The 23,094-nt window shown below is 46.2% G+C and carries 18 protein-coding genes; 16 read left to right on the top strand and 2 right to left on the bottom strand.

The features are described from left to right. Positions 1-92 precede the first annotated feature (92 nt). From DFP98_RS30465 to DFP98_RS30415, 11 genes are all read left to right on the top strand, one after another. Complete coding sequence (locus DFP98_RS30465; protein ID WP_116064412.1) at positions 93-1,118, top strand: ABC transporter substrate-binding protein; 1,026 nt, start codon at positions 93-95, stop codon at positions 1,116-1,118. Between the two features lie 21 nt (positions 1,119-1,139). After that, a complete protein-coding gene (locus tag DFP98_RS30460; protein ID WP_116064411.1) occupies positions 1,140-1,913 on the top strand; it encodes an ABC transporter ATP-binding protein in 774 nt (257 codons plus the stop codon). A gap of 127 nt (positions 1,914-2,040) precedes the next feature. After that, positions 2,041-2,913, top strand: a complete 873-nt coding sequence (locus DFP98_RS30455; protein ID WP_342772521.1) for a sulfurtransferase — start codon at positions 2,041-2,043, stop codon at positions 2,911-2,913. Between the two features lie 436 nt (positions 2,914-3,349). Then, positions 3,350-4,480: a hypothetical protein gene (locus DFP98_RS30450; RefSeq protein ID WP_116064410.1), complete on the top strand. Its 1,131-nt coding sequence runs from the start codon at positions 3,350-3,352 to the stop codon at positions 4,478-4,480. 14 nt (positions 4,481-4,494) lie between these two features. After that, a complete protein-coding gene (locus tag DFP98_RS30445; protein ID WP_181918036.1) occupies positions 4,495-6,456 on the top strand; it encodes an McrB family protein in 1,962 nt (653 codons plus the stop codon). Continuing rightward, a complete protein-coding gene (locus DFP98_RS30440) occupies positions 6,440-8,278 on the top strand; it encodes a DUF2357 domain-containing protein (RefSeq protein WP_116064408.1) in 1,839 nt (612 codons plus the stop codon). The genes DFP98_RS30445 and DFP98_RS30440 overlap by 17 nt, the downstream gene beginning before the upstream one ends. 857 nt (positions 8,279-9,135) lie before the next feature. Continuing rightward, positions 9,136-9,495, top strand: coding sequence for a BlaI/MecI/CopY family transcriptional regulator (locus DFP98_RS30435; RefSeq protein WP_116064407.1), 360 nt, complete (start codon positions 9,136-9,138; stop codon positions 9,493-9,495). A gap of 8 nt (positions 9,496-9,503) precedes the next feature. Beyond that, a complete protein-coding gene (locus tag DFP98_RS30430; protein WP_116064406.1) occupies positions 9,504-11,138 on the top strand; it encodes a M56 family metallopeptidase in 1,635 nt (544 codons plus the stop codon). Between the two features lie 336 nt (positions 11,139-11,474). Next, on the top strand, positions 11,475-12,176 hold the full coding sequence (locus DFP98_RS30425; RefSeq protein ID WP_116064405.1) for an FHA domain-containing protein: 702 nt from the start codon (positions 11,475-11,477) through the stop codon (positions 12,174-12,176). Positions 12,177-12,193: 17 nt separating this feature from the next. After that, positions 12,194-13,489, top strand: a complete 1,296-nt coding sequence (gene murA, locus DFP98_RS30420; RefSeq protein WP_116064404.1) for a UDP-N-acetylglucosamine 1-carboxyvinyltransferase — start codon at positions 12,194-12,196, stop codon at positions 13,487-13,489. Between the two features lie 205 nt (positions 13,490-13,694). Next, on the top strand, positions 13,695-14,543 hold the full coding sequence (locus DFP98_RS30415; RefSeq protein WP_116064403.1) for an AraC family transcriptional regulator: 849 nt from the start codon (positions 13,695-13,697) through the stop codon (positions 14,541-14,543). A gap of 362 nt (positions 14,544-14,905) precedes the next feature. Here the strand turns inward: DFP98_RS30415 and DFP98_RS30410 are convergent, their stop codons facing one another. After that, positions 14,906-15,847, bottom strand: coding sequence for a phosphotransferase (locus tag DFP98_RS30410; protein WP_116064402.1), 942 nt, complete (start codon positions 15,845-15,847; stop codon positions 14,906-14,908). A 268-nt stretch (positions 15,848-16,115) separates the two neighbouring features. On the opposite strand from DFP98_RS30410, the gene DFP98_RS30405 reads away from it, so the two are divergent. Beyond that, on the top strand, positions 16,116-17,570 hold the full coding sequence (locus tag DFP98_RS30405) for an alpha/beta hydrolase (protein WP_116064401.1): 1,455 nt from the start codon (positions 16,116-16,118) through the stop codon (positions 17,568-17,570). Positions 17,571-17,621: 51 nt separating this feature from the next. On the opposite strand, the gene DFP98_RS30400 is transcribed toward DFP98_RS30405, so the two are convergent. Further along, the gene (locus DFP98_RS30400) at positions 17,622-18,578 is read right to left on the bottom strand and encodes a MerR family transcriptional regulator (protein WP_116064400.1); all 957 of its coding nucleotides are present in this window, start codon (positions 18,576-18,578) and stop codon (positions 17,622-17,624) included. Positions 18,579-19,015: 437 nt separating this feature from the next. Between DFP98_RS30400 and DFP98_RS30395 the strand changes: the two genes are divergently transcribed. The 4 genes from DFP98_RS30395 to DFP98_RS30380 all read left to right on the top strand — a co-directional run bounded on the left by DFP98_RS30395 (position 19,016) and on the right by DFP98_RS30380 (position 22,917). Beyond that, on the top strand, positions 19,016-19,729 hold the full coding sequence (locus DFP98_RS30395) for an ABC transporter ATP-binding protein (protein ID WP_116064399.1): 714 nt from the start codon (positions 19,016-19,018) through the stop codon (positions 19,727-19,729). Further along, complete coding sequence (locus DFP98_RS30390) at positions 19,726-21,111, top strand: ABC transporter permease (protein ID WP_116064398.1); 1,386 nt, start codon at positions 19,726-19,728, stop codon at positions 21,109-21,111. Before DFP98_RS30395 ends, DFP98_RS30390 begins: the two co-directional genes overlap by 4 nt. A gap of 42 nt (positions 21,112-21,153) precedes the next feature. Then, the gene (locus DFP98_RS30385; protein WP_116064397.1) at positions 21,154-22,236 is read left to right on the top strand and encodes an efflux RND transporter periplasmic adaptor subunit; all 1,083 of its coding nucleotides are present in this window, start codon (positions 21,154-21,156) and stop codon (positions 22,234-22,236) included. Positions 22,237-22,386: 150 nt separating this feature from the next. Beyond that, positions 22,387-22,917, top strand: coding sequence for a hypothetical protein (locus tag DFP98_RS30380; protein ID WP_220377193.1), 531 nt, complete (start codon positions 22,387-22,389; stop codon positions 22,915-22,917). The last annotated feature ends 177 nt before the right edge of the window (positions 22,918-23,094 follow it).

The raw sequence follows: 23,094 nt of genomic DNA, 5'->3' as shown, positions 1-23,094 counted from the left end.
TCTGCAACTCCAGAATACAAAAAAATCACCAAAGGCGAACGGATTTCATTCCGTTTTGTGCCTTGAGCGTAGCGAAAGGAATGGGCATAACCATGAGAAAAAGAAATGGATTGGGAGTTCTTGCTGCTGTGATTGTTCTATCTATAGGTCTGGCCGGATGCGGAGGCTCGAATAAAGGGGACCAAGCTTCGAAGCCCGCGCAAGCTTCGGCGACGAATGTGTCGGCTTCGGGCTCGGGCAGCCCGGAGCTGCAGAAAATCCGTTACGCGCCATTTAACGGAGTCAGCGGCTTGGCCGTTCGTTTCGGCGCTGAGAAAGGCTTTTTTAAGGAAGAAGGGCTGGACGTGGAGTTCATCTCCGCCCAGAACGCGATCGAAGCCGTTACGAGCAACTCTGTCGATATTGCCGATAATGCCACCACTTCGGCGATTGTAGCCGCAGGCAAAGGCGCACCGATCAAAATCGTCTCTTCGATGTTCCGTACAAAGGGGCCGTTCTATTTGGTTGCCGCACCCGGAATCGAGAGCGTGGAAGATTTGAAGGGGAAGAAGGTCGGAGCCGCCGCCTTCGGCAGCGGGCTGGACGCGTATACGCAGGTTATTCTGAAGCAGCACGGCTTGAGCAAAGACGACGTTACCTATCTAGCTAACGGAGCGAACGACGCGGCATACGCCAGTCTGACCTCCGGTCAAGTCGACGCCACGATCATTCACGAGCCATTCGCTTCCTTGGCGGAGCAGTCGGGCAAAGGCAAGATTCTGGCGCGGGGCTGGGACTACCTGCCGAACTTCCATACCGGCGTGTTCATCTCCAGCAACAGCTTTATCTCCGATCATCCGGATTTGGTTGAGAAGCTGCTGCGAGCCTACTTCAAGTCGCAGGAATACGCGAAGAATAACCTGGACGAGTACAAAGCCTTTTTCCTGGAAAATATCAAAATCGATGCGAAGGCCGTCGACAGCGCATTCGAACGCGAACAGGTGCTGTGGGAGAACAACCCCGACGTCAATCTGAAGGATTTGGAGGAGACGCAGCAGATTCAGGTCGAGCTGGGCTTCCAGAGCGAAGTGTACGACGTCGAGAAAATTCTCGACCTGCGCTATATTCCGAAATCGTAACAGAAACGCGGGGGTGTTCATATGGCTGGATTCACAATTCGCGGAGTGTCCAAAGTATACGGCGGAACGCCTCCTACCGAGACGTTGACGAATATCGATCTGACAATAGAAGACGGCGAATTTCTCAGCATTCTTGGGCCAAGCGGCTGCGGCAAAAGCACCTTGCTGGAGATTTTGGCCGGTCTGCAGCTGCCGTCGTCGGGCGAGGTTTTTATTGGCGGCAAGAAGCTGCAAGGTCCGGGCATCGAACGCGGGGTTGTGTTCCAGGACCCTTCGCTGTATCCGTGGCGCACCGTATCCAAGAATGTCGAGCTGGGGCTTGAGCTGCGCGGAACGACCAAGGCAGGGCGCAGGGCAGCTGCGCAAAAATATTTGGACCTCGTCGGGCTGACCGGCTTCGAGAATAAGTATCCCCATCACTTGTCCGGGGGCATGAAGCAGCGGGCCGGACTTGCTCGGGCGCTGGCGAACAGCCCCGAGGTGCTGCTGATGGACGAGCCGTTCGGCGCGGTTGACCATCTGACGAGGTTGCAGCTGCAGGACGATCTGCTCGACATCTGGGAGGCCGAGAAGAAGACGGTTGTTTTCGTCACGCACGATGTATCCGAGGCGGTGTTCCTGGGGGATCGCGTTGTGCTGCTCTCTCCGCGCCCCGGGCGGATCAGCCGGATTTTTCAGGTTCCGCAGAAGCGCCCTCGCAAGCGGGACGACATTGAGCTGCTGAAAATTCAGAGCGATATTTACGCTGTTATTCATGAAGTCAAAACTCAGGAGAGTTTGGAATTTACGATATAAGTTTAAAGTTCGTAATCTAAATACTGAAATTCTCGATCTGAAGTCGTCGGAAGTTCGCGATCAGAAGTCGGAAGTTCACAATCTAAAGTCTGAAAATCACGATCTGACTGAAGGGGCTGTTGAAACAATGGCAATTTCGAACGTAGTTAATGTTGCGTGGGTGCAAGACCGTCTAGCGGAGAATCGGCCGCTTGTGTTCGCCGATGTGCGTTTTCATCCGAAGGAGGCGGAGTATGGGATTAAGGCATACCGGCAAGGGCATCTGCCGGAGGCGGTGTTCATCGACTTCAAGACCGAGCTGACAGACCCGGCACAGCAGCATGGCGGTCGCAGTCCCCTGCCTTCTCCGGAGCGGCTGGCCGGTACATTCGGGAAGCTTGGTATCGATCACTCAACGACTGTAGTCGTCTACGAAGACGTAAATGGACCGGCCGCCTCTCGCTTGTGGTGGATCCTGAAATATTTAGGCGTCGACCATGTCTACGTGTTGGACGGAGGCTATCAAGCTTGGACGGCGGCAGGTCTGCCGATATCGGTCGAAACGCCGGCTCCCCAACCTCGCGAGTTCGTACCGGAAGTGCGGTCGGATTGGCTTGTCGGCGTAGAGGAAGTGCGAGCGGCTTCAAGTGCGGGAAGAGGCAGCGGAGCAGCACTCGTCGACTCTCGTGATGCTGCCCAGTATTTGGGGCGTGAGGCTCCGTTCGATCCGATTGCGGGTCATATTCCGGGAGCGCGTCACTACTTCTGGAAGGGCGCGCTTAACGAGGACGGCACTTGGAAATCGGCCGATGGGCTTCGCGAGCGCTTCGCCGATCTGCCTAAGGACGAGGAGATCATCGTCTACTGCGGCTCGGGCATTTCCGCCACTCCGAACGTGTTGGCTTTGCAGGAGGCTGGGTATGGGAACGTTAAGCTGTATGCGGGGAGCTGGAGCGATTGGATTTCGTGGCAAGATAACCCGATAGCTGTTGGGGACGAGAAAGAACCGAAAGGCGTATAGTAGTACTTTAACTTTGAATACATCGTCATGGGGCTTGTACGCTCTGGCGATGTATTTTTTATTGTCCTGAGTCAACACGGAGTCAACACTCGTTTGTTGAAAGTACTTACAGATAAGGTCGACCCAAACAAGCGTTCGAATTTATCGCAATATGCTTTACAGACATACAGGGCGGGACGGTCCACCATTCAGGTATGCTCCGGCCTTCAGTCAACAAGAAGAACAGTAAAAACATTAATTCAACCAACAATCAACAAGTAAGCATTAAATTTCTCCTATCGAGGAAAGAGATGAAGCAATTTCGAATTTCATAAAACGGAAATGAAATTTTATTGTCCATAATAAGGAAGATAGCAATCTGTATCGTTTAATATTTTTGTTTGTTAGCTTATAATTTATAGGATACAAAATAATACAAATTTAAGGAGGTATTTTCTTGGATAGGGATGTATGGAAATGGTTGTTCAGTGAGATGTCGGATAGTAACATTCTTCAGCTTGTAAATAACTTAAACAAGACGTTAACGGCCAAGTCACAAATTGCAATCAAAGGAATCAGTGATTTAAGAAACATCAGAGTTGAACAGTTACGTTTGTTTCGAAGTCGAATTGAAACTGAATTAAACAAACCAAAGAACACTCTTAGAGTGAAAAATATCCTTAATAAGTATCACGAGCAAGCGGATACTGAAAAAAATAAAATATTACGCAATATAAGTATAAAAGAATCAGATGCAATCTGGGAGGAGCTTAAAGAAACGACCGTTCTAAATGTACATGACGTGATTGAGTATTTGGTAATTCAGTCAGATGAAGAGCAGATCAATAAAGGTGTTCAACTACACAACAAATTATTGGCGAAAGCCGCAAAGAAAGAACCGTCCATAACAGAGCCAAGTAGTTCCGATACAATTGTAGAAATTTTTAACGTTGGTGCCCTTCCTAGTCCAGAGAAACTTGCTTCTTTGTTGGTCGATTTTGAACAGGTTAAGAGAGAATACAAAAAGCTTCAAGATGAGAAACAACAAGTAATCAAATCAAATAAAGAGCTAAAAAAGTCAATAAGCCAGACAGAAAGTCAAAGAAATGATTTACTAAAAGTATGTCAAAAACTCGAGCGAGAGGTTGAACTACGGAAAACAGAAATTGGTGATCGAGATCGTAAAAATAAAGACTTGTATGAACAGCTAACAGAATTGCAAAAAGCGGAAGGTGATCTCAGGAAAGAATATGCAGATTTACAAGCACGTATTAAAGTTATCGAAGAAGAGAATAACGCAAAAGACGAGCAGTTAAGAACCATTAGTCAGGCAAAAATGTTTACAATCATTGACCGAACCTTGCCTGATGGGCTGGATGTTCCGAAATTCACAAAAGTCAATCTAATTCTTCCTAATGATTTGGAGGATATTATTCAGACTAATGCTTTGGATCAATCGGACGAGATATGGTTTATTAAATTCAGGTTGTCAGTCCCAAAGCAAAATTTACTTCATGAAAAGTATGGAAAAAAAGTAACTGGTTTTAATACATACAACGATTTGAAAAATCACTGTATTTCTCGTTAATGGGGGCGGATGGTTTGCTACAACGGAAGAAATGGGATGTTGATTTTTTAGGTATTCTTGCATCGAACGAAGAAGTTTATGAAAGTATGGGAAGGCATAAGGCTGTATTTATTAATTCACAAAATAGACTTCAATTCTTCTTTAAAGTTATAAGTGAAACACCTGAAAGTTTTCCTAGAAACCAGATATTGTTCACTTGTTATTCGACAGACCTGGATAAATACGGATTTGAAGAAAGCTACGCAGATCATGAGTATACTCGCACGAATGATCTGATTGAATTTTTGATGGATAGCTTAGTGCTATTTAAGCCCACCAAAAAAGTGCTTTCGAACTACGGAGAGGTATACGTAGCCACTGACATTCGTCTTGTTCCAAAGCTGGAGAGCTATAAAGTAAATCAGCAGTTTAAGGCAGTGCCAATCTTCAAAGAAGAAGTACACAAGTTGACAAAAGAAAACTTTGCTGACTCTCTTATTCAGGGAAAGTATATTGGAACTGCTGAGGGCATATCAATTGAACCTGACGATACACCGTCAATCGTGCTCTGGAAAGAGGGGAAGGCATACTCAGCATATGGATTATTCGATCATCATGAGTATGCACATGGTGGGTTTTCTTTCGTGTCTAATTATGGAGTAAGAGAGATCCCATTTGATACATGGCAAAATAAGATTTATCGTGAAGGTAACGAGAACGATATGCTGCTTTTTGTGGATCAAGAGACTTATTCAGAGATGGAGCGTGAACTAGAAGCAGCCCATCCTATCGATGAAGTACTGCGTGAGACAATTCAACCGGAAGTGACCAGATTGGTTGAAGAGTCAGTGTTTGAAAAGGATGAGCAGGAGGAAAATGCAATACTACCTGAGGATGATTCGCAAGACAAAGAAGAAGAATTCTTGGAATACTTCATTCAGACAACTAGGGAGATGGGTCTTCAGTATTTCGAGAAGGATTTGTACAATTTCCATACGGCGATGAAATCTAACGCATTAACAATCTTGGCAGGGATGAGTGGAACCGGGAAATCTCGATTGGTACAAGCATATGGAAGAGCACTTGGACTAGACGCTACACAACTAGTGTTTGTTCCTGTGCGGCCATCATGGGCAGATGATTCTGATTTGCTTGGTTATATTGATACAAAGAATATGTTGTATCGTCCTAGCGATACTGCTCTTGTTGATGCATTATTCCAAGCCCAGCAAGAACGGGGCAAGATATTTGTAATATGCTTTGACGAGATGAATCTTTCGCGTGTTGAGCACTATTTTTCCCAATTTCTTTCAGTCTTGGAAATGGAACCTAATCGCCGTATATTACGCTTGTACAGTGATCGTATATCTCAGCAAATCTACAACTCGACTCAATATGGGCCGGAGATTAATATTGGTCAAAATGTGGTGTTTGTTGGCACAGTAAATATCGATGAATCCACATATCATTTTTCTGATAAGGTTCTCGATCGAGCGAATGTTATTACACTTGATGTGCAACCGTACACGATGCTTAGTAGTCGAAATACACGTGAATCTAAAGAGAAGACACGTAAGCCATATACTTACGAGATGTTCAATCGGTTCCGAAAACAAGAAGGTTCAATGGTACTAACTGATGACGAGTTAAATTTCTTGTGGGAAATGCATTTGAAAATGCAGAAGGAAAACAAAAGTCTAGGTATAGGCCCTCGTGTAGTAAAGCAGATTGATCATTACATCAAAAATCTGCCGCCGAACTCATATTTGAGTCGCAAAGATGCATTTGATATCCAAGTAGTTCAGCGGATATTGACGAAGTTAAGAGGTCCGGAAGGATTGCTGAAAGGTCTAATCGGAAAAATAGTCGAGGACCGGGTTGAAGGGCTGTTGTTTGATCTTATTGAGCGATACAACAGTGTTTCGGGATTTGCGAAAACCAGGGATGCAATATACCAAAAGGCGAAAGAGTTGAAAGTTAATGGTTTCACAGTATAATTCTGAACCTATGCTCGAGTCAATTTCCCGGGATTTGATGAACATCTCGTTTGTCTACGAATATGAAAGACCAGTTTATGTGGAGAGATTCTATAGATATGAAAATGTATTAGATATGATTTTTTCATTCGAATTGACGGAAAATATACCGGTCAGCATCATTTTCCAGTCCGAAGATAAAAATGCCAGATTTTATATGTACGGTTTAGAGTCACTCTCAGATGAGAGGATAGAAACAGATGAGAACGGTGATATCTATTTAAAGCCTTCAAGTACCCCGGTCGTTCTCTATACTAAAGATTACTATCCACTAATTCCAGGCGTTTATTTGGCAAAGGTTTTTGTGGAGGGTAAGACATATTTTAATCCATTTGTAATTCGCCCAAAGCAGGTTACGGAAGATCAATTAGAAGTTATTAAACGGGACTTAGAGGGTCTCATGAGAGGACTTGCAATTGATTTCGTAAAGAAAGTATATTCTCCTGCTGATAGCCAGATTAAAGCACTTCCTCCACAATTACTAAGGCAGTTTATGATTATAAAAAAACATTACCCGACAGTTATGGCTGCTTTAATGGATATTTATCAAAAGGCGAATTATCGTATTAGAAAAGGATATCAGTGGACAAAAGAAAATCGTTCAAAAAAGATCGATCATGTGACTTTGCGTACTCAGCAGACGAAATCTCTCCACGATGGAGATTTATTTACACCCTATAGTGCAATAGATTATGATCTTCCAGAAAATCGCTGGGTGAAATTTATCGTTAGAAATGTGATGGCGTTGTTGGATCAGTTTGAAGAGGCGATGAATTTCTACAAAGATCGATTAATTCAAGAGATTGTTGAACTTGAACGGTACCAGTTCCAAGAGAGCACTCGAAGGGAGTTAGAAGAAAAAGAACGTGTTTCTTCTTTTTTGGAAGAGTACCGATTACTCGTACACAGAATGAAAATTGGTTTTCACATGATTGTTCATGCTCCGTGGTATCAGGAGATTACCAACAAAACATTCACTCATATACCTCACAATCTGCTTTCTGATTCACGTTACAGGGCTTTGTATCAACTCCATCGCGATATTATTTCTGAAGAAATGGAGGTGTATTTTGACCCAGCTTTTACTTATCAATGGAAGCGAACAGATAAGCTTTATGAAATGTGGGGATATTTCCAAGTTCTTAAATTGTTAACGGAATTCGGGTTCCAACCGAAATCGGGTTGGTTTTTCGATAGACTGGGTCAGGACGAGTCATTGTTAATTCCCTTTCTTCCGAATGGGGAATGTATCGTTTTGATCAAGAATGACATGCGTATCCATTACGTGTATGATGGGGTTCTTCCTCTAGCTGGTAGGGAGACGAACTTAGAACGTGCACCTTTATATATGGGGAAAAATAACCGACCAGATGGTCGAGTGGATTTTTACAAACGAGATGTGTATGTAGGCAGTCTGATGATCGATTTTAAATACCGACCGATTAATAATTTTTGGCGGAACGGGTCACATAACTTAATGAACAGACCGAGAGAGATGGAGCAATTGATTGCTTATAAACGTGATAGCAACTCGAAATATTTGTATGGTGAAGAAGAAGGAAGACACATAAGAGAATTATTAAGCCCAAGGCCAGTTCGTGAAGTATGGGCATTGTACGCTGAAGCGAGAGCCGATTGGCAAAGTCAACAACTTATAAGCGATGATTCCATTTGTATATTTCCAATGAATCCTGCTCAAGACTTGACGATAATAAAAGAGCGATTACAAGATATAATTGATGTCATGAACAGTGTACTTGACCGAGTGTTAAACAAGAATTGAACTATACTTCCAAACGGGCTTATTTCATTGGAAAAAGCCTTTTGTTGAAATGGGAGTAAAAGTAAGGAGAGGCTAGGGCTTCTTTTATATGCTTGTATTATCGCAGTTCCGCAAACCAATGGCACTAACTTTTTATTGAACGGTTACAGTTCTCTCTGGAGTAAAGTGCAGGTCGGCACTCCCTGACACTCTGACTCAATGGACCTGATGGAGCAATGAGTAAAATGACGTGGATCGATACTTTTTCGATACATTTTGATGTATTTTAAGAACGCTTCAGGAGGGAACCCGACAGCTGGAGCGATTGGATTAGTTACTCTGGCAATCCAATCGCTGTTGGAGACGAAGAATAACCGAGAGCCAGGGAGCAGTATGTACGTTGAATACATCGCCATTTGGGCTGTATGCCTAGGCGGTGTATTTTTCTATGATCGGAGTCAACAAGCAGACTCTGAAAAGTACATACAGAGTGGGTGATGCAAAGTCCGCTCGTATTATTCATAATGCGTTGTATAGACACACAATGGGCCGGGATGCCCACCATAGCATTGGTGCAAACCCCAGCCCGTGCATTCCAGTCAAGAAGTGCGTGATTGTTCGTTTTTAATCAACGAAAAGTCAACGGATAACATAAAAGCCCAGAGGGACGCTATATATAACTTAGAAAAGGGCTTCTTCCATGTTAGTGGAAGAGGCTTTTTCTCTCAATAAAAGATGAACCAATCCCTAATAATCTGAGATAGATGAAAGTAGGTACCCTCTTCGGCTAAACCCTCTGCTTGACGAATTCATTCTATCGGAGTAGAATGAACAGCAACATATTCTACTGCAGTAGAACGAATGGGAGGTGCTTTCAAATGAGCATAAAGCTGTTTGACAGTGAGCTTAACATTATGGAGATTTTATGGCAGGAAGGTAATACAACTGCCAAGAGGATTGCGGAAATAACAAAGGAAAAAGTGGGATGGAGCAAGACTACAACTTATACCATTATTAAGAAGTGCCTCGATAAAGGAGCGATTGAGCGCAAAGAGCCAAATTTCGTTTGTTGTGCGCTTGTGACGCGAGAGCAGGTACAAGAGCATGAAACAACGGAACTAATCAATAAAATGTATAATGGCGCCCCTGATAGGCTGATCGCTTCGCTTCTGGGGCAAAAACGGTTGACATCTGAGGAGATTAGCCGCTTAAAGCAACTTATTGAGAGATTGGAGTGAGGTGGAGCATGTCGTTGATTGAAATGAGTTTATCGGCTTCCCTCTTCATTCTTGTAGTTGTTTGTTTTCGTCCCTTGCTGCTGCATAGAATTCCGAAGATGACCTTTATCCTTCTTTGGGGCGTTGCGTTATTACGGTTACTGGTTCCCGTTTCTTTTCATTCGCCATTTAGTATTTTTACGGCGGTTAACGACTTAGGCAGGATGTTCACCTTACAGGGGAACATTCCCTCAACGCCAAGTTCGCCTGTTACCAATGGTGAAACGGTTACCCTACCGTTCATTACTGAGCGTATGGTCACGCCAAACGGACCACTGGAGCCGAGTGCAACCCTATCGCCCTTTATGCCTGTTTGGCTTGTTGGTTTTACTCTATGTGCTTTATCTATTATCATCCCGCATTTAAGGTGCCGAAAGCATTATCGCAGCTCGCTGCCGATTAAAAGCGATTTTGTCCAGAAATGGCAGCAGTCTAATCCCTTATGGCGAAAGGTGCAAGTTCGGCAATCAGATCTCATTTTAGCTCCGCTCACCTATGGTGTTTTTCGGCCCGTCATACTCTTGCCTAAACATATCGACTATACCGATACCGAACAACTCAGGTTTATCCTTGCCCACGAGTATACTCACATCCATCGATTTGACACGCTCAAAAAGTGGCTGCTTGCCGCCAGCTTGTGTATCCATTGGTTCAACCCTTTCGTGTGGGTCATGTACATCCTTGCTAATCGTGACATCGAGCTATCCTGCGATGAAAAGGTCATAAGGACATTTGGGGAAAGCACGAAGCCTGCTTATGCCAGGACACTTGTTCATATGGAAGTAAAGAAAAGCGGGCTGTCGTCAATGGTTAGTTATTTTTCTAAAAGCCCCATTGAAGAAAGGATTATATCGATTATGAAAATTAAAAAAGTCTCTATAGCGACGATGCTGCTCGCTATTGCGATTGTGACCGGAACCGTTACAGTATTTGCAACTTCCGCTCTGGATAAGAAGGAAGTGGCTTCCGATGACAAGCCAGTAGCTGAAGAGGCTCCTGCTTTGTATCAAGGTGAATCCTCAACGGCATTAATGCCGATTGATTTAACCTTTAACCGTTCGGATGTACCGCAGCTGATGGATCAGCTTCATGCTTCAAAGTATAGGGCAGTTTACGTGGACAATGAGATGGTTCTGCGCATTACGAATGACAACTCCATACAGATTCGCAAGAACAATGGAGCCGGTTGGAAAAAATACGATACGGATCGTGTCGACGCTAAAGATTTCGCCAACTGGCTTTTTAAAAATGACCCGATTCCGGGGTACTCCATGAAAGAACTCCAGAGTCGCTTGGCAAACGGGGCAGAAGTCAAACATATCGCATTTGAAAATGGAAAAGAAATGTATGTTATCATAGACAGTAGCGGTGTACAGATTGAGCTTGTTCAGCCCCAAAAAATAGCCGCTGTCCTGATTGATGGACAAAGAATGATGATTACTTCCGAGAGGCATCCTTATGTTATATCAGAACAGATGCTGAAGTCATTTTATGATTTATTAATTTCCAGTGATATCCTGACAAAAAACCAAGCAGAACAAGATTATTCGAAAAGGATACAGTTTCTTAAAGAAGATGATACGATCTTTACGGTAACGAACTAAAAAATGAATCTGGCGGAGTAGCGACGGGAGAAGAGTAAGGGTTAAGAGGTCGCGTCTGACGCGGGTTAGAGGGCTGTGACAGGTTGCCAGGAGGCGGGCTGTTGCAGCCCTCATTTGGCATTATCCTTTTATCGGGATAGCGGACGGTCTAGGTTTTTTCTACTCGGGCATATTGAGGGAACTGAAGCGGGATATTCCGGCGTTACCGAAATGTGAGTGCGGCGTCAGTGAGAGGTGGTTTCATTCATCCTCAATTTGAGTTACGATTACGAGTGGTAACATCAGTACAATCAGTACATGTATGGACTTGCCTGTTCTGGCCAATGGAGGTGCAACATGGAAGAGGACTTTGCATGTCTTTACATTATTCGAGGAGAGCCTTACCGTTCCGGTACCTGCGTGAATTTAAGGGCGGATGAAACGCTGGTCGGCAGGGTATCTCATCTGGTCGTTCCAGAACTCGCGTTTACGAACGCGTTCGTTTCCCGGAAGCATTTCATTATCCGCAAGGAAAATGACAAGGCGGTCCTATACGATTTGGGGAGCCGCCACGGAACGGAGATTAACGGCTCGCGGCTAACGCCGCATACCCCATATTCTCTCAATAACTTCGATATCATTAAGCTCGCCAAGGGAATGATCGTCCTGCACTTTTCTTTTTTGTTTGCGGAGCAAACCCTTGAGTTCGAACCTCTGAGCATGACCAAGCAGATGGAGATTCCCGATTTGCAGCCAAAGATCTATTGGGAGAAGCGGGAATGCTTGATAGGAAACAAGAGAATTCCGATGTCGGATAAAGAATATTTGTTCATTCGAGTGCTCCATGAGAAAATAAACCAACTCGTTACGCTCGAGGAAATCCGATCGAAGGTGTGGCCGGAAAGATCGTTGGGGGCCAACGGGTTTTCCGACGTATCGCACGACGAATTGAACGCCTTGGTATACCGAATTCGAAAAAAATACGGCAAAGACACCTTCCTCATTAGTGCGGTACGCGGCAACGGCTATGTGCTCGAATCTGAATTGATATCGTCCTAACGAAAGTGGGTATCTCCATGAAATATATACAGGTAGAAAATTCAGGGCCATTACACGGCACTGTACATATCCCAGGAGCCAAGAACAGTTCACTCGCGCTTCTTGCCGCCGCTTGTCTGGCAGACGATGTTGTGACGCTAAAGGGAATCCCGCATATCGAGGATGTCAGTATTATCGCGGGAATTAGTCGGGATATTGGTATGGCGTTTAAGCAGGAAGGCGGAACAGTCGTCATTGACCCGCGAACCGTTCACAGCGCTGTAATAGATCCGGGCAAATCTTCGAAATACAGAGCCTCTTACTATTATGCAGGCGCTCTGTTGTCCAAATTCGGCAAAGTCACGATTGGATTCCCCGGGGGAGACGATTTCGTTTCGAGACCGATTGATCAGCATATCAAAGTGTTCAAGGCGCTTGGGGCAAAGGTCTATACCTTCGAGGATTACTACATCATCGAAGCCGCGGAGCTGAGAGGGGCAGACATTTATTTCGATATGCTTACCTCCGGTGCGACGATTAATGCGATGTTGGCTGCTGTTCGGGCAAAAGGACGGACGATTTTGCACAACGCGGCTCTGGATCCAGAGGTCGTCGATACGGCCGCTTTCTTGAACCGGATTGGAGCTAGGATCTACGGGGCGGGAACGGAACGTATTCGCATCGAAGGCGTTCCGTATTTAAATGGGGGATCGCACACGGTGATTCCGGACCGCTTAATCGCTGGGGCATTTTTGATGGCGGCCGGGATTCAAGGCGGGCAGGTTACCGTCATGGACGTCATCCCCGAGCATCTTGGCTCCTGTCTCTCCAAGATGGAGGAGATCGGAATGGATGTGGAATGCGGTGACGCCCATATCACGGCCTGTCGCTCAGGGCAGCTTAAGGCGACGCGGATTCGCACCGGCATGTTTCCGGGGTTTGCCACCGATTTACAACAACCAATGACAGCACTGCTGCTGCAGGCTCAAGGCAAGAGCATCGTAACCGACCGCGTTTATCCGAAACGGTTCGCTCACGTACCGCAATTGCGACGGCTCGGTGCGGAAATTGAGTTGCGAAGAGAATGCGCCTTTATCCGCGGAGGGCTTCCCCTGCAGGGCGGATGGGTGCATGCTACGGATGTGCGTGCGGGCACCTGCCTGCTGCTTGCCGGTTTAGCGGCCGAGGGTACTGTGCGGATAACGGGAGTCGATCACATTGAGCGCGGATATGAGGATGTCGTCGGCAGTTTCCAATCAATCGGGGCCAGGCTCTCGATGCATGAACTAAATGCGCAGGAAATGCCTGTCCGGGGCCACACGAATTATATCTAATTTTTGTGAAGGATCTACCGCTTAATTCTATATAAGCATATTTGTCTGCCGCTGCGATTGCTGCGAACGATAACTGCAATAAACAAGCCGCCATGTAGCCCAAGGGTCTTGGCGGCTTTTTCAGCATACTGATTTTTTCGTGCAGTAAATGCACGGCATTCTATACTTATCTCCGATAAGATGGATCTTGAAGGGAGGGAACACGATGGATTGGCTGGACAGGATGAATAGCGCCATGGATTACATCGAAGGAAACTTAACGGACAGCATCTCCTATGATGAAATTGCGCGCAAAGCCTATTGCTCGACGTATCATTTTCAAAGAATGTTTCCTTTTATAACCGGTGTATCGTTATCTGAATATATCCGGCGTCGGCGTCTGACGTTGGCGGCGTTTGAGCTCCAGACCACAAATGTAAAGGTTATCGAGGTTGCTATGAAATATGGATATGATTCGCCAGAAGCGTTTGCTCGTGCGTTCAAGAATCTTCATGGGATTATGCCGGTGTCCGCGCGTGATCAGGGCGTTACGCTAAAAGCCTATCCTAGAATGTCCTTCCATATCTCGATTAGAGGAGATGTCGAAATGAATTACCGTATTGAACAAAGAGGGTCTTTCGAAATGTTTGGAGTCTATGGTCTAATAAATGCAGATCAGAAAACAGCTTTTTCCGAAGTCCCTATATTCCGCAAAAAATGCGATGAAGACGGAAGTGTTGCTCTCATGAACGAACTACTGGGGCGATTCGGAGACACAATGTTGCATGCTGCCTTATACGATCACACTAGAGAAAATTTCAAGTATATGGTGTGTTATAACTTGCCAAAGGGACTCGAAATTCCAGAGCGGTTTACAAAGCTTTCTGTTCCTGTAATGACGTGGGCGATTTTTCCAGAACCGCAATGCGATATGCAACGATTATGGGAGCGAATCTATTCCGAGTGGTTCCCAACTTCAGAATACGAGCAGGTTGAGGGGCCTAGCTTTGAAATGTACTATGGGATGGCAATCAATGATATGGGAGAAATTTGGATACCTGTAAAGAAAAAATAAACCACTTATCTCAGCGGGAAGTAAAGATGATTTTATGGCTGGAGCGACTGGATTAGCTACAAGGACAATCCGATCGTGACGGGAGTAAAAGCTGAGAAACCCTTCGGGACGCATGTTTGGGGGCTGTGACAGGTTGAGAGCTGTGACCTGTTACAGCCCCCTTTGGGTTGTTCTGCAAACAGTGTGTAAACAAGAACCTGAGGAAAACAGTTGCAAGCGACCCGGACTTGCCGCAGTCACGCAGTCGGGTCAGATGGCGGAATAGCATCAGGAGCCTTGCTTTAGTTCGTGCTGTAAGCAGGTTTGCTAGTCCATCTGTCTATAAACAAGGGCGGTCTATCCTTTTGTACGGAGCACAAATACTAAGCCATTTCTTGCAATTCCTTCGTAAGGCTGGCTAGTGTCTTTTCTCGTTCATGCGTCTCCTGTTGGTCGAATAATAGCTGTTCTATCCATTCCCAAATATCCTCTAGTCTACGTCTTATTTGATAAAAACGCAGAACGTCGGGTTTCAGAGCAAAATCAGGGTGTCGCTTCCGATAGACTTCTAAAAACGTATCATAATAGGGTTGATCAACAAGGAACATGAAATCCGCCTCGACGGGTGCCAGGCGCAATCCTTCCCAATCAATTAGGATAAGCTGATCCTCTGCTTGCATCAGATTCCAGTTATGGAGGTCTGTATGGCAGAGTACATTTCGTAAGGGGCGTTGCGGCAGACTCCGAGACAGCTTTTCGATTTCGTCGATTAGATTATTCATTTGCCCTCTATACTGGCCTATCGCTTCGCTCACGTCTGATGGAATAGGCGACGCTTGCCCTTTCACCAGCTGATTTAATTGCCTGACAAAGGGGATGGAGAAATCCTCTTTAAGATGCTCTGTATTACCCGGTAATTGTTCGCCGTACGAGTGAAGCTCCGCAATAATGTCCGATAGCTGTACCACCTGATTTTCTGTTAAATCTCGAGGCCCAATTGTTTCTCCGTCAATGTAATCATAGAGCAGAAAAATGCCATCAGCGTTAGCGCATTGATAATTGCCATCCCTTGTCGTAAGGGGAACAGGGATTTTTCTATTTAACCTGCTATAGCGATGGAGCCAGATCAGGACAGGAGCGTATTCGTCTATCAAGGCAGTCCATTTCGGAGTGGATGCTCTGTTTTTCTCGTAAACTTTTAAAAAGTAGGAGTGGTTGTCCGCAGTCATCTTGTAGGCAAGAGAGGACCAGCCTCCCTGTTGCGGTTTAAGCTGCGACACATTTAGCCCATAATGCTCATATATCGTTTCCTCAATCTTGTTCATAAGCCCTCCTCTTGGAAAATTGCAAAGGCATCGTTTGTCCACATTGTAAAGAATGTCGCACTGATTGTCATCTCGGGTTTTCGCAAACAGCCTGGAGTTCCCGCCGCGCTGTGATCGAATAGACATAGAAGCTGAAGTATCGCAGGAGCGATTAGCCGAGATCGTTGGTATCACGGGGCAAAATAAGCAAGGCTTGAATCTCCCCTTACAGGAGGTTGTAATGTTGAAATCAATTCAACTACAACATTGAACGAGGAGGTTCAAGATCATGAGAATTTTTGAAATGATGTCTGCTTGCTTTAATATTCTGATGCTTGGTTGGCTGATACTTGGCAAACATAAGCCGCAGCGAGGATTGCTTATTGGATTCGGTGTATCCGCTGCATTCGTATTGATGCAATGGTTAATAGAAGGGATGCGGTGGCAGATCCTTCCCGTGCATGCTATCACATTGGTCCCGCTCTTGATCATCGCTGTCAGGTATATCCCCAGAAGGGAAGAAGCCCCCCGAAAAGCATCCCGATTAAAGTTAGGTTTAATCTGTATTTTTGCGGTGTTCTATTGTTTCTTAGCCGTTGCTTTGCCACTTGCTCTTCCGGTCATTAAATTTGATAAGCCGTCAGGTCCATACAAGATTGGGACCGTCACCTACCACTGGAAGGATGAGAAGCGGGAGGAAGGTTACGCACAGCAATCCGGCGATAAGCGCGAATTAATGATACAAATCTGGTATCCGGCTGATTCGAAGGCAAAGGGAGAGCGCGCTCCATATGTATCTAATGCGGATATATTCGCACAAGGGTATGGACAAGCTTTGCACATGCCGAAGATGTTATTTACAAGCATTGGATTTATTAAGACGAATGCGATTGAGAACGCGACGATATCCAATCAAGAACCGACCTATCCGGTCCTCATTTTTTCCCATTCCTTAAACGGAGTGAAAAACCAGAATACTTTTCAAATTGAGCAATTAGTCAGCCATGGTTATATTGTTGTGGGGATTGATCATACGTACAACAGCACGGTCTCCCTTCTCCCCGACGGTCGTGTCGTCCATTTTGTACCGCAGGAAAGCAATGCCATCGAGGATCTGGATCGTTTGAACATGGTGTGGGTGGAGGATGCCAAGTTTGTGCTGGATCAAGTGGAGGAGTTGGCTAATCACGATCCCAATCAGCGCTTTACAGGAAGAATGGATTTGAACAACATCGGCATGTTCGGTCATTCCTTCGGCGGAGCGACTACGACCCAAATGCTGATGACAGATTCCAGAATTAAAGCAGGCATCAATATGGACGGGGGCCTGTATGGCAAGCTTCGGATTCCGGAGGAAGGTATGAATAAGCCGTTTCTGATGATGAGCGCCGATGATACGTTAGCCGGTACGCAAAATATGAGCGATGCGAATATCGCATCCCAAGGCACCACTAGGGCAGAGCTTGATAAGTTTTTTGCAGACACATTGGCAAGATATGAGCATGTAGCAGTCGGCGGCAACTATTGGTTGAAAATAAACAAGATGAAGCATATGGGCTTCTCCGATATGTATATGATTTCTCCTCTCTTTGAATGGATGGAGGGGGTCAATGTGAAGAAGGTTCATGGGCTCATTAATGATTACTCGCTGGACTTCTTTAATCACTATTTAAAGCAGCAGCCGTCTAAGTTATTGGAAAAAAATATCGGCGAACATTCCGAATATTCGTTGGAGAGAGGCTGACTAGAATGCGGTCAGAGCATGACGAGGACTTATGATCCTCGTCTGTTCTCTTTACTGCATCTGCTGAAGCTTCCACTGAATGGCCTGATGCAATAAGGCGTTCCCTTTTGAAAGCTGTAGAAATGTCGGACTGATTATAGAGCATAGCGTGTCAAATCTCTCCATACGTTCCGTTATAACCGTTTGTGAATGTTCGGCAAAGGCACGGAAAAAATTCCCCCTATCGGCTAATTGCTCTACATTGGTGTACAGCAAGGCCGTATCCTCAACGATCGCTTGCACATACGGGCTGCTTGCCGGAAGTTTTTGCTTCAAGGCCTTATTCAAGCGGTTATGAATGTGTTCCAGCTTCTTGACCCATGATCCGGCTTTGAGCGGCGGCTGATTAACCATACTAAAGAATAGGAACTGATTGTGCTTTATATCTTCGATGAACTGGGGATCGTTGATAAGCTCCTGCAGCTCGTCCCACGCGCCAGCTTGTTTGGCGGATGGCTTCACTTGTTTGACAATATATTTATCGAAAAAATAGAGCAAAGAGTTTCGCCAATCTTCAGGAATCCCCTCTAACACGCGGGTAGTCTCCACTTTTTCGGATATGAACTGTTTACGCTTCTCGCTGCTTGTGGTCCGTTCATTCACCAATTGATGAATATAACGCAAGGAATCGCCCTGATGCCGCTTCGCTTCACGTAAAATCTTTATCATGTTCGTCAGCGTACTGACTTGAGCCTCCAAGGAATCGATCTGCCAGTCCAGCGCCTTATCTACCGAGAGTTCTCCGGAAATCATTTGACGGATTTCATCAATGCTAAAATCCAGATAGCGCAAGGTTGTAATCAGCTCCAGACGCCATAAATCCTTTCCCGAATATAATCTGTGGCCCCCTTCCGTATAGCCGACAGGCTTCACTAATCCGACTTCGTCGTAGTATCGGACGGTTTTGATGGTGCTTCCGATCAAGCTCGCGGCTTCCCCGATCGAATAGATTTTTTCCTCGAAACGCATAACGATTCACCTCCAGTCGGTATTATATAATCTCCTGTAGGGAGAGATTCAATAAGCGATAATCTGATCGTAATGGCTTTTCTTTTACGCATCAGTATAACCGGTCGGACGACGGAACTGAGTTATGGTCTGGCAAGTAAGCAACAGATAGGTTAGAGGGCTGCGACAACTTGCCGGGAGGCAGGCGGTTGCGGTCCTCTTTGGGCTTGTCTGCGAAAAATCCTATATGGATAGCTCGCCCACGACTTCAATGTTGGGATTGTCAGGAGAGGCGAATAGGTTGCCTCAATTGGAAGTATGACATAACATGACAAAGGAAGAGACATATAATTATAGAGAACCGCAAAATATACCAAACTTTTCTGGTAGAATTGTCGTAATTATAGATTAGGTGTAGGTTCTACTACCTAGAGCTACATCATGAAAGGAGTGACGTCATGCTGCGTGTAGAAGGCTTATCCCATGCTTTTCGGAACGGGACAGAGACGACAACTGTGTTGCGGGATATTAATTTCCAAGTAAGGCAGGGAGAGATCGTCGCACTTCTCGGAAGCTCGGGCTCGGGCAAATCAACGCTGCTCAATCTGATGGCCGGCTTGATGAAGCCGACGGAGGGCGATATTTACATATCGGATCACAATATCGTAAAGATGAACGAGAATCAGCTTTCCGAGTTTCGACGCAAGCATATCGGCTTTATATTTCAGGCATATGAGCTGATCGCGAATCTGACGGTTCGTGAAAATGTCGAGTTGCCCCTTGTGTTCCAATCGGTCTCGCCCTCAATCCGGAAACAGAAGGCCCTGTCGCTGCTTGAGCAAGTAGGCATTCCCGAGAAGGCGGAGCTGTTCCCTTCGCAATTGTCCGGAGGTCAGCAGCAGCGTGTCAGTATAGCTCGCTCCTTAATTACCGAACCGTCGGTTATTTTTGCGGACGAGCCTACCGGCAATCTGGATACAAAGACGGAAGAAGAAATTCTAGCAATATTGAAACGGTTGAACAGCACGATGAAGACAACGTTCGTCATTGTTACGCACGAGAGGGAAGTCGCCGCTCAGACACAGCACATTATTTCGCTCCGGGACGGCTACCTCATTACGGATCGGGATCCATCTGACGCTACACCGTTAGCGGAGGTGACGACGGGATGAGGATTGGCGATCTTACGCGACTGTCATGGGATCAGGTGAGGCGCCGGAAAGTCGTGACCGCATTGTGCGCCGCAGGACTATCGATTGGCTGTGCCGCGATTATTCTCGCCCTCAGTATAGGAGAGTCGGCTCAGAAGTATATCGAAACCGAGATGAACAGTTTCTTCAAGATGGACGAAATTACGGTGACGGCCAATGAGGGCGTATCGACGAGTAGGAGCCAGGGGGGGCAGGCAAGCAGCGGTAATCCGGCGGTTGGCGACGATTCTAAGGACCGCGGCAAGCTGACCGATCAGAAGCTGGCTATTATGAAGAATATGAAGCATGTGACGGCAGTGGCTCCCTTTCAGCAGATCAATTATATGGAAATGTCCACAACGGACAACCGGAAGAGCTATGTGGAAGTGATCGGGACGGACTTGGAAATGCTGGAGGCTTTCGACAAGCCGTTCATGAATGGCGGACCTTCAGACCTCATCGGTACGATCGTGTTGAACTATGGGGCGACATTGGGGCTGGCAGATGCCGAGGCTCGAGATAAGCTGATCGAGCAATTGAGCCGCAATCCCTATGACAGCACCTTGGTCGAGCAGTATGAGAAAATGAATCGGATGCCGGCTTCCCTATTCCAGCGCCAGGTCCAGTTTCTAGGCTACTTGAATGACGGTAAAGCCATTCGAACCTCGCAGCTGCGGGTAACCGGCGTATTGAAGAAGCCGAAGGGCGTAAGCGAGAATGCGGTTGCTTACGACAAGAAGGCTTACGTATCGCTCGAGACAGCGCAGATGATGAGGCAAGAGCTGAATATGGGCCGAGGCGGGTCGGCCGATGAAGCCTCATATAACTCCGTTATTGTAAAGGTGGACAGCCAGGAGAACGTCGAGCAGGTGGAGCGACAGATTAAAAAGCTTACTCTAAATACGCAAACGAATTTGCAGCAGAAGGAACGGCTCGCCGAGCAATTCAGCATTATTAAAGCAGTGGCGCTTGGCGGCGGCGTATTTATTCTCATCATCGCTTCGATTTCGATCGTCGTGGCCATGACGATGTCGACTTACCAGCGACGCCGTCAGATTGGCATTATGAAGGTGCTTGGGGCGAATTTGGCGCAAATCCGGAACATGTTCATTATCGAAGCGGCGCTGCTAGGCCTCCTTGGAGGCTTGCTTGGCATCTTGTTCTCCTATTGGATCGTATGGGGAATCAATGGCTTAATCCAGTCCATGTCCGGCGGCGGTCAGGACGCCGTTATTATCTTTGTCCCCATGATGGCCATTCCGGTTGGCATGGCGTTTGCGATTCTGACCGGCGTCATATCGGGAATCTATCCGGCGGTGAGCGCTTCGCGCACCGACGCGTTAACGGCTATTCGACGGGATTAGCGGCAAATGATGCAATGTTTTTAGAAGGAAGGGGTAGAAGAGATGAAGAAGAAAATAAAGTGGATCGTCATCGGGCTTATCCTAGTCGGGATCAGCTACGCCTTATATTCGATGTCTCGGCCGGCTAAGCCGATGGATTCGATGGAAGATTTGCAAGCCATTACGTTCGACGTAACGACCGAGACGCTTGTCAATACGATTGAAGTAAAGGGCAAGTCGCTGTATGAGCAGGAAACGTTTGTTTACGCGCCCTTCAGCTCGAAGGTTACGAGTTGGAACGTGGAGGACGGGCAGCAGGTCAAGAAAGGAGACGTTCTGTTCAAGCTTGACCAGACGGCGCTGAAGAATGAAATCTCCCAAGAGGAAGCCGCTCTTCGCAAGGCGGATCTCGAAGCGAATCTTAAGGCCTACATGGCGGAGTTGGACGAAGAGGGCATGACAGTCGGAACGACGGAAACTGAGCGGAAGCGGACGCTTGCGACGAAGGAGATCGACCGGCTGACACAGGAGTTGAACGATGTAACCAAGTCAATCCAGCGCAAGACGCTGGCGGAGAAGCAGACACTGCTCGGGAAGTCGGAATACCGCTCGCCAGCTGAGGGTATCTTCCTCTACGATACCGCAAGCAAGCGGCCGCAAGCGGTTGGCGATAACCAATACATAGGCAAAATTGTCGATCTCAGCAAGCTGCAGTTTATCGCGCTTGTCGGTGAACAGGATGTTTTCCGCATTAAGCCGGACATGCAGGTTCAAGTGAAAATGAATGCGATGAAAGAATTGAAGCTGTCGGGCAAGGTGCTGCGCGTATCGAAATTCGCCAAAACCGGCACCGATCAGAACAATATCGATCAGGCGGCCCAGTTTGAGGTTGTCATCGCGCTGGAGCCGAATGAATATCTAATCGCAGGTCTTAGTCTTAATGGACAGATCGAAACCGAGCGCAAGAAGGATGTAACGGTCGTGCCGACAATTGCCGTCATGCGGGAGAAGGACTCCTATTACGTAATGGTGGATAAAGGAAATGGGCAGTTCGAGCGTCGGGATATTAAGATCGGCATGGAGACGCCCGAGAAGACGGAAGTGCTGGAAGGTTTGAAAAAGGGCGACACGATCGTGCTGCAATAAGCATACAATCTCGTTGGCGGCATAGGCTGGAAGCGGCAGGCTGTTCACGTGTTGAGCCGACGGTAAGGTAATTGAGGGAGGGGAGAAAAAATAAATAAAAATAGCGTGATAGCGGGTTGTCTGTTTCTTTCGCTTATAGCAAATGCATTTTTGTTGAAAATGTATTTTGACCATAAATCCAATCAAGCTGCAATGGAAAAAGGAATTCTCATGAATGAATATATTGAAAGGGGAAAGAGACTAGGCCACTTTAGAGCATTTGTCCAAGAAATAGCAGCGAAAGAGGGAGATTTTCTCCCTATTAGCGAAGAACAATCCAGTTTATATTGGTTACTGGCCGTGCCTGAAGAACTGAACATTATGAATTTTGCTTATGAGGTGCAAGCAGACTATGAGCTTTACGATGATTATCTAGAAATCATTCAACAATTTGATAGAGAGTACAAGGAAATTGTTAATCAATTTAAATCCAAATTACCGTTAATGAATAAAGAACAATTAGTTGCTTTTGGTCAACGTTTTGATAAAGCTTATGATTTATTTATTGATAAAGCATTACGAGATTGGGGAGTTAGCAGATCGGGTAAAAAGCTAACCATTCAATTTCAGCCGCCAAAAGAAATACTTATTCAGGGAATACAAGAGCTGACATTGATTCGCGAAGAGCTGGAAGTTCTTTAAAAGCAATGTTCAACAACCTGAGGATCGCGTCGTGCAAGGACATGAGGGCTGTGACAGGTTGCCGAGGGGCAGGCTGTCACAGCCCTCTGAAGACGAAAACAGTTGCAGCACTTTTCGGTCCGCATATGCCCCGCATGCAGGCAACCGCGTTCGGCGGTTAGGCTTGCCGATTGCGCA

The sequence above is a fragment of the Cohnella phaseoli genome (genome assembly GCF_003386235.1).
Lineage (GTDB): Bacteria > Bacillota > Bacilli > Paenibacillales > Paenibacillaceae > Cohnella > Cohnella phaseoli.
The sequence above is the reverse complement of the archived record's forward strand: the minus strand, read 5'-3'. Positions and strand labels throughout refer to the sequence as shown.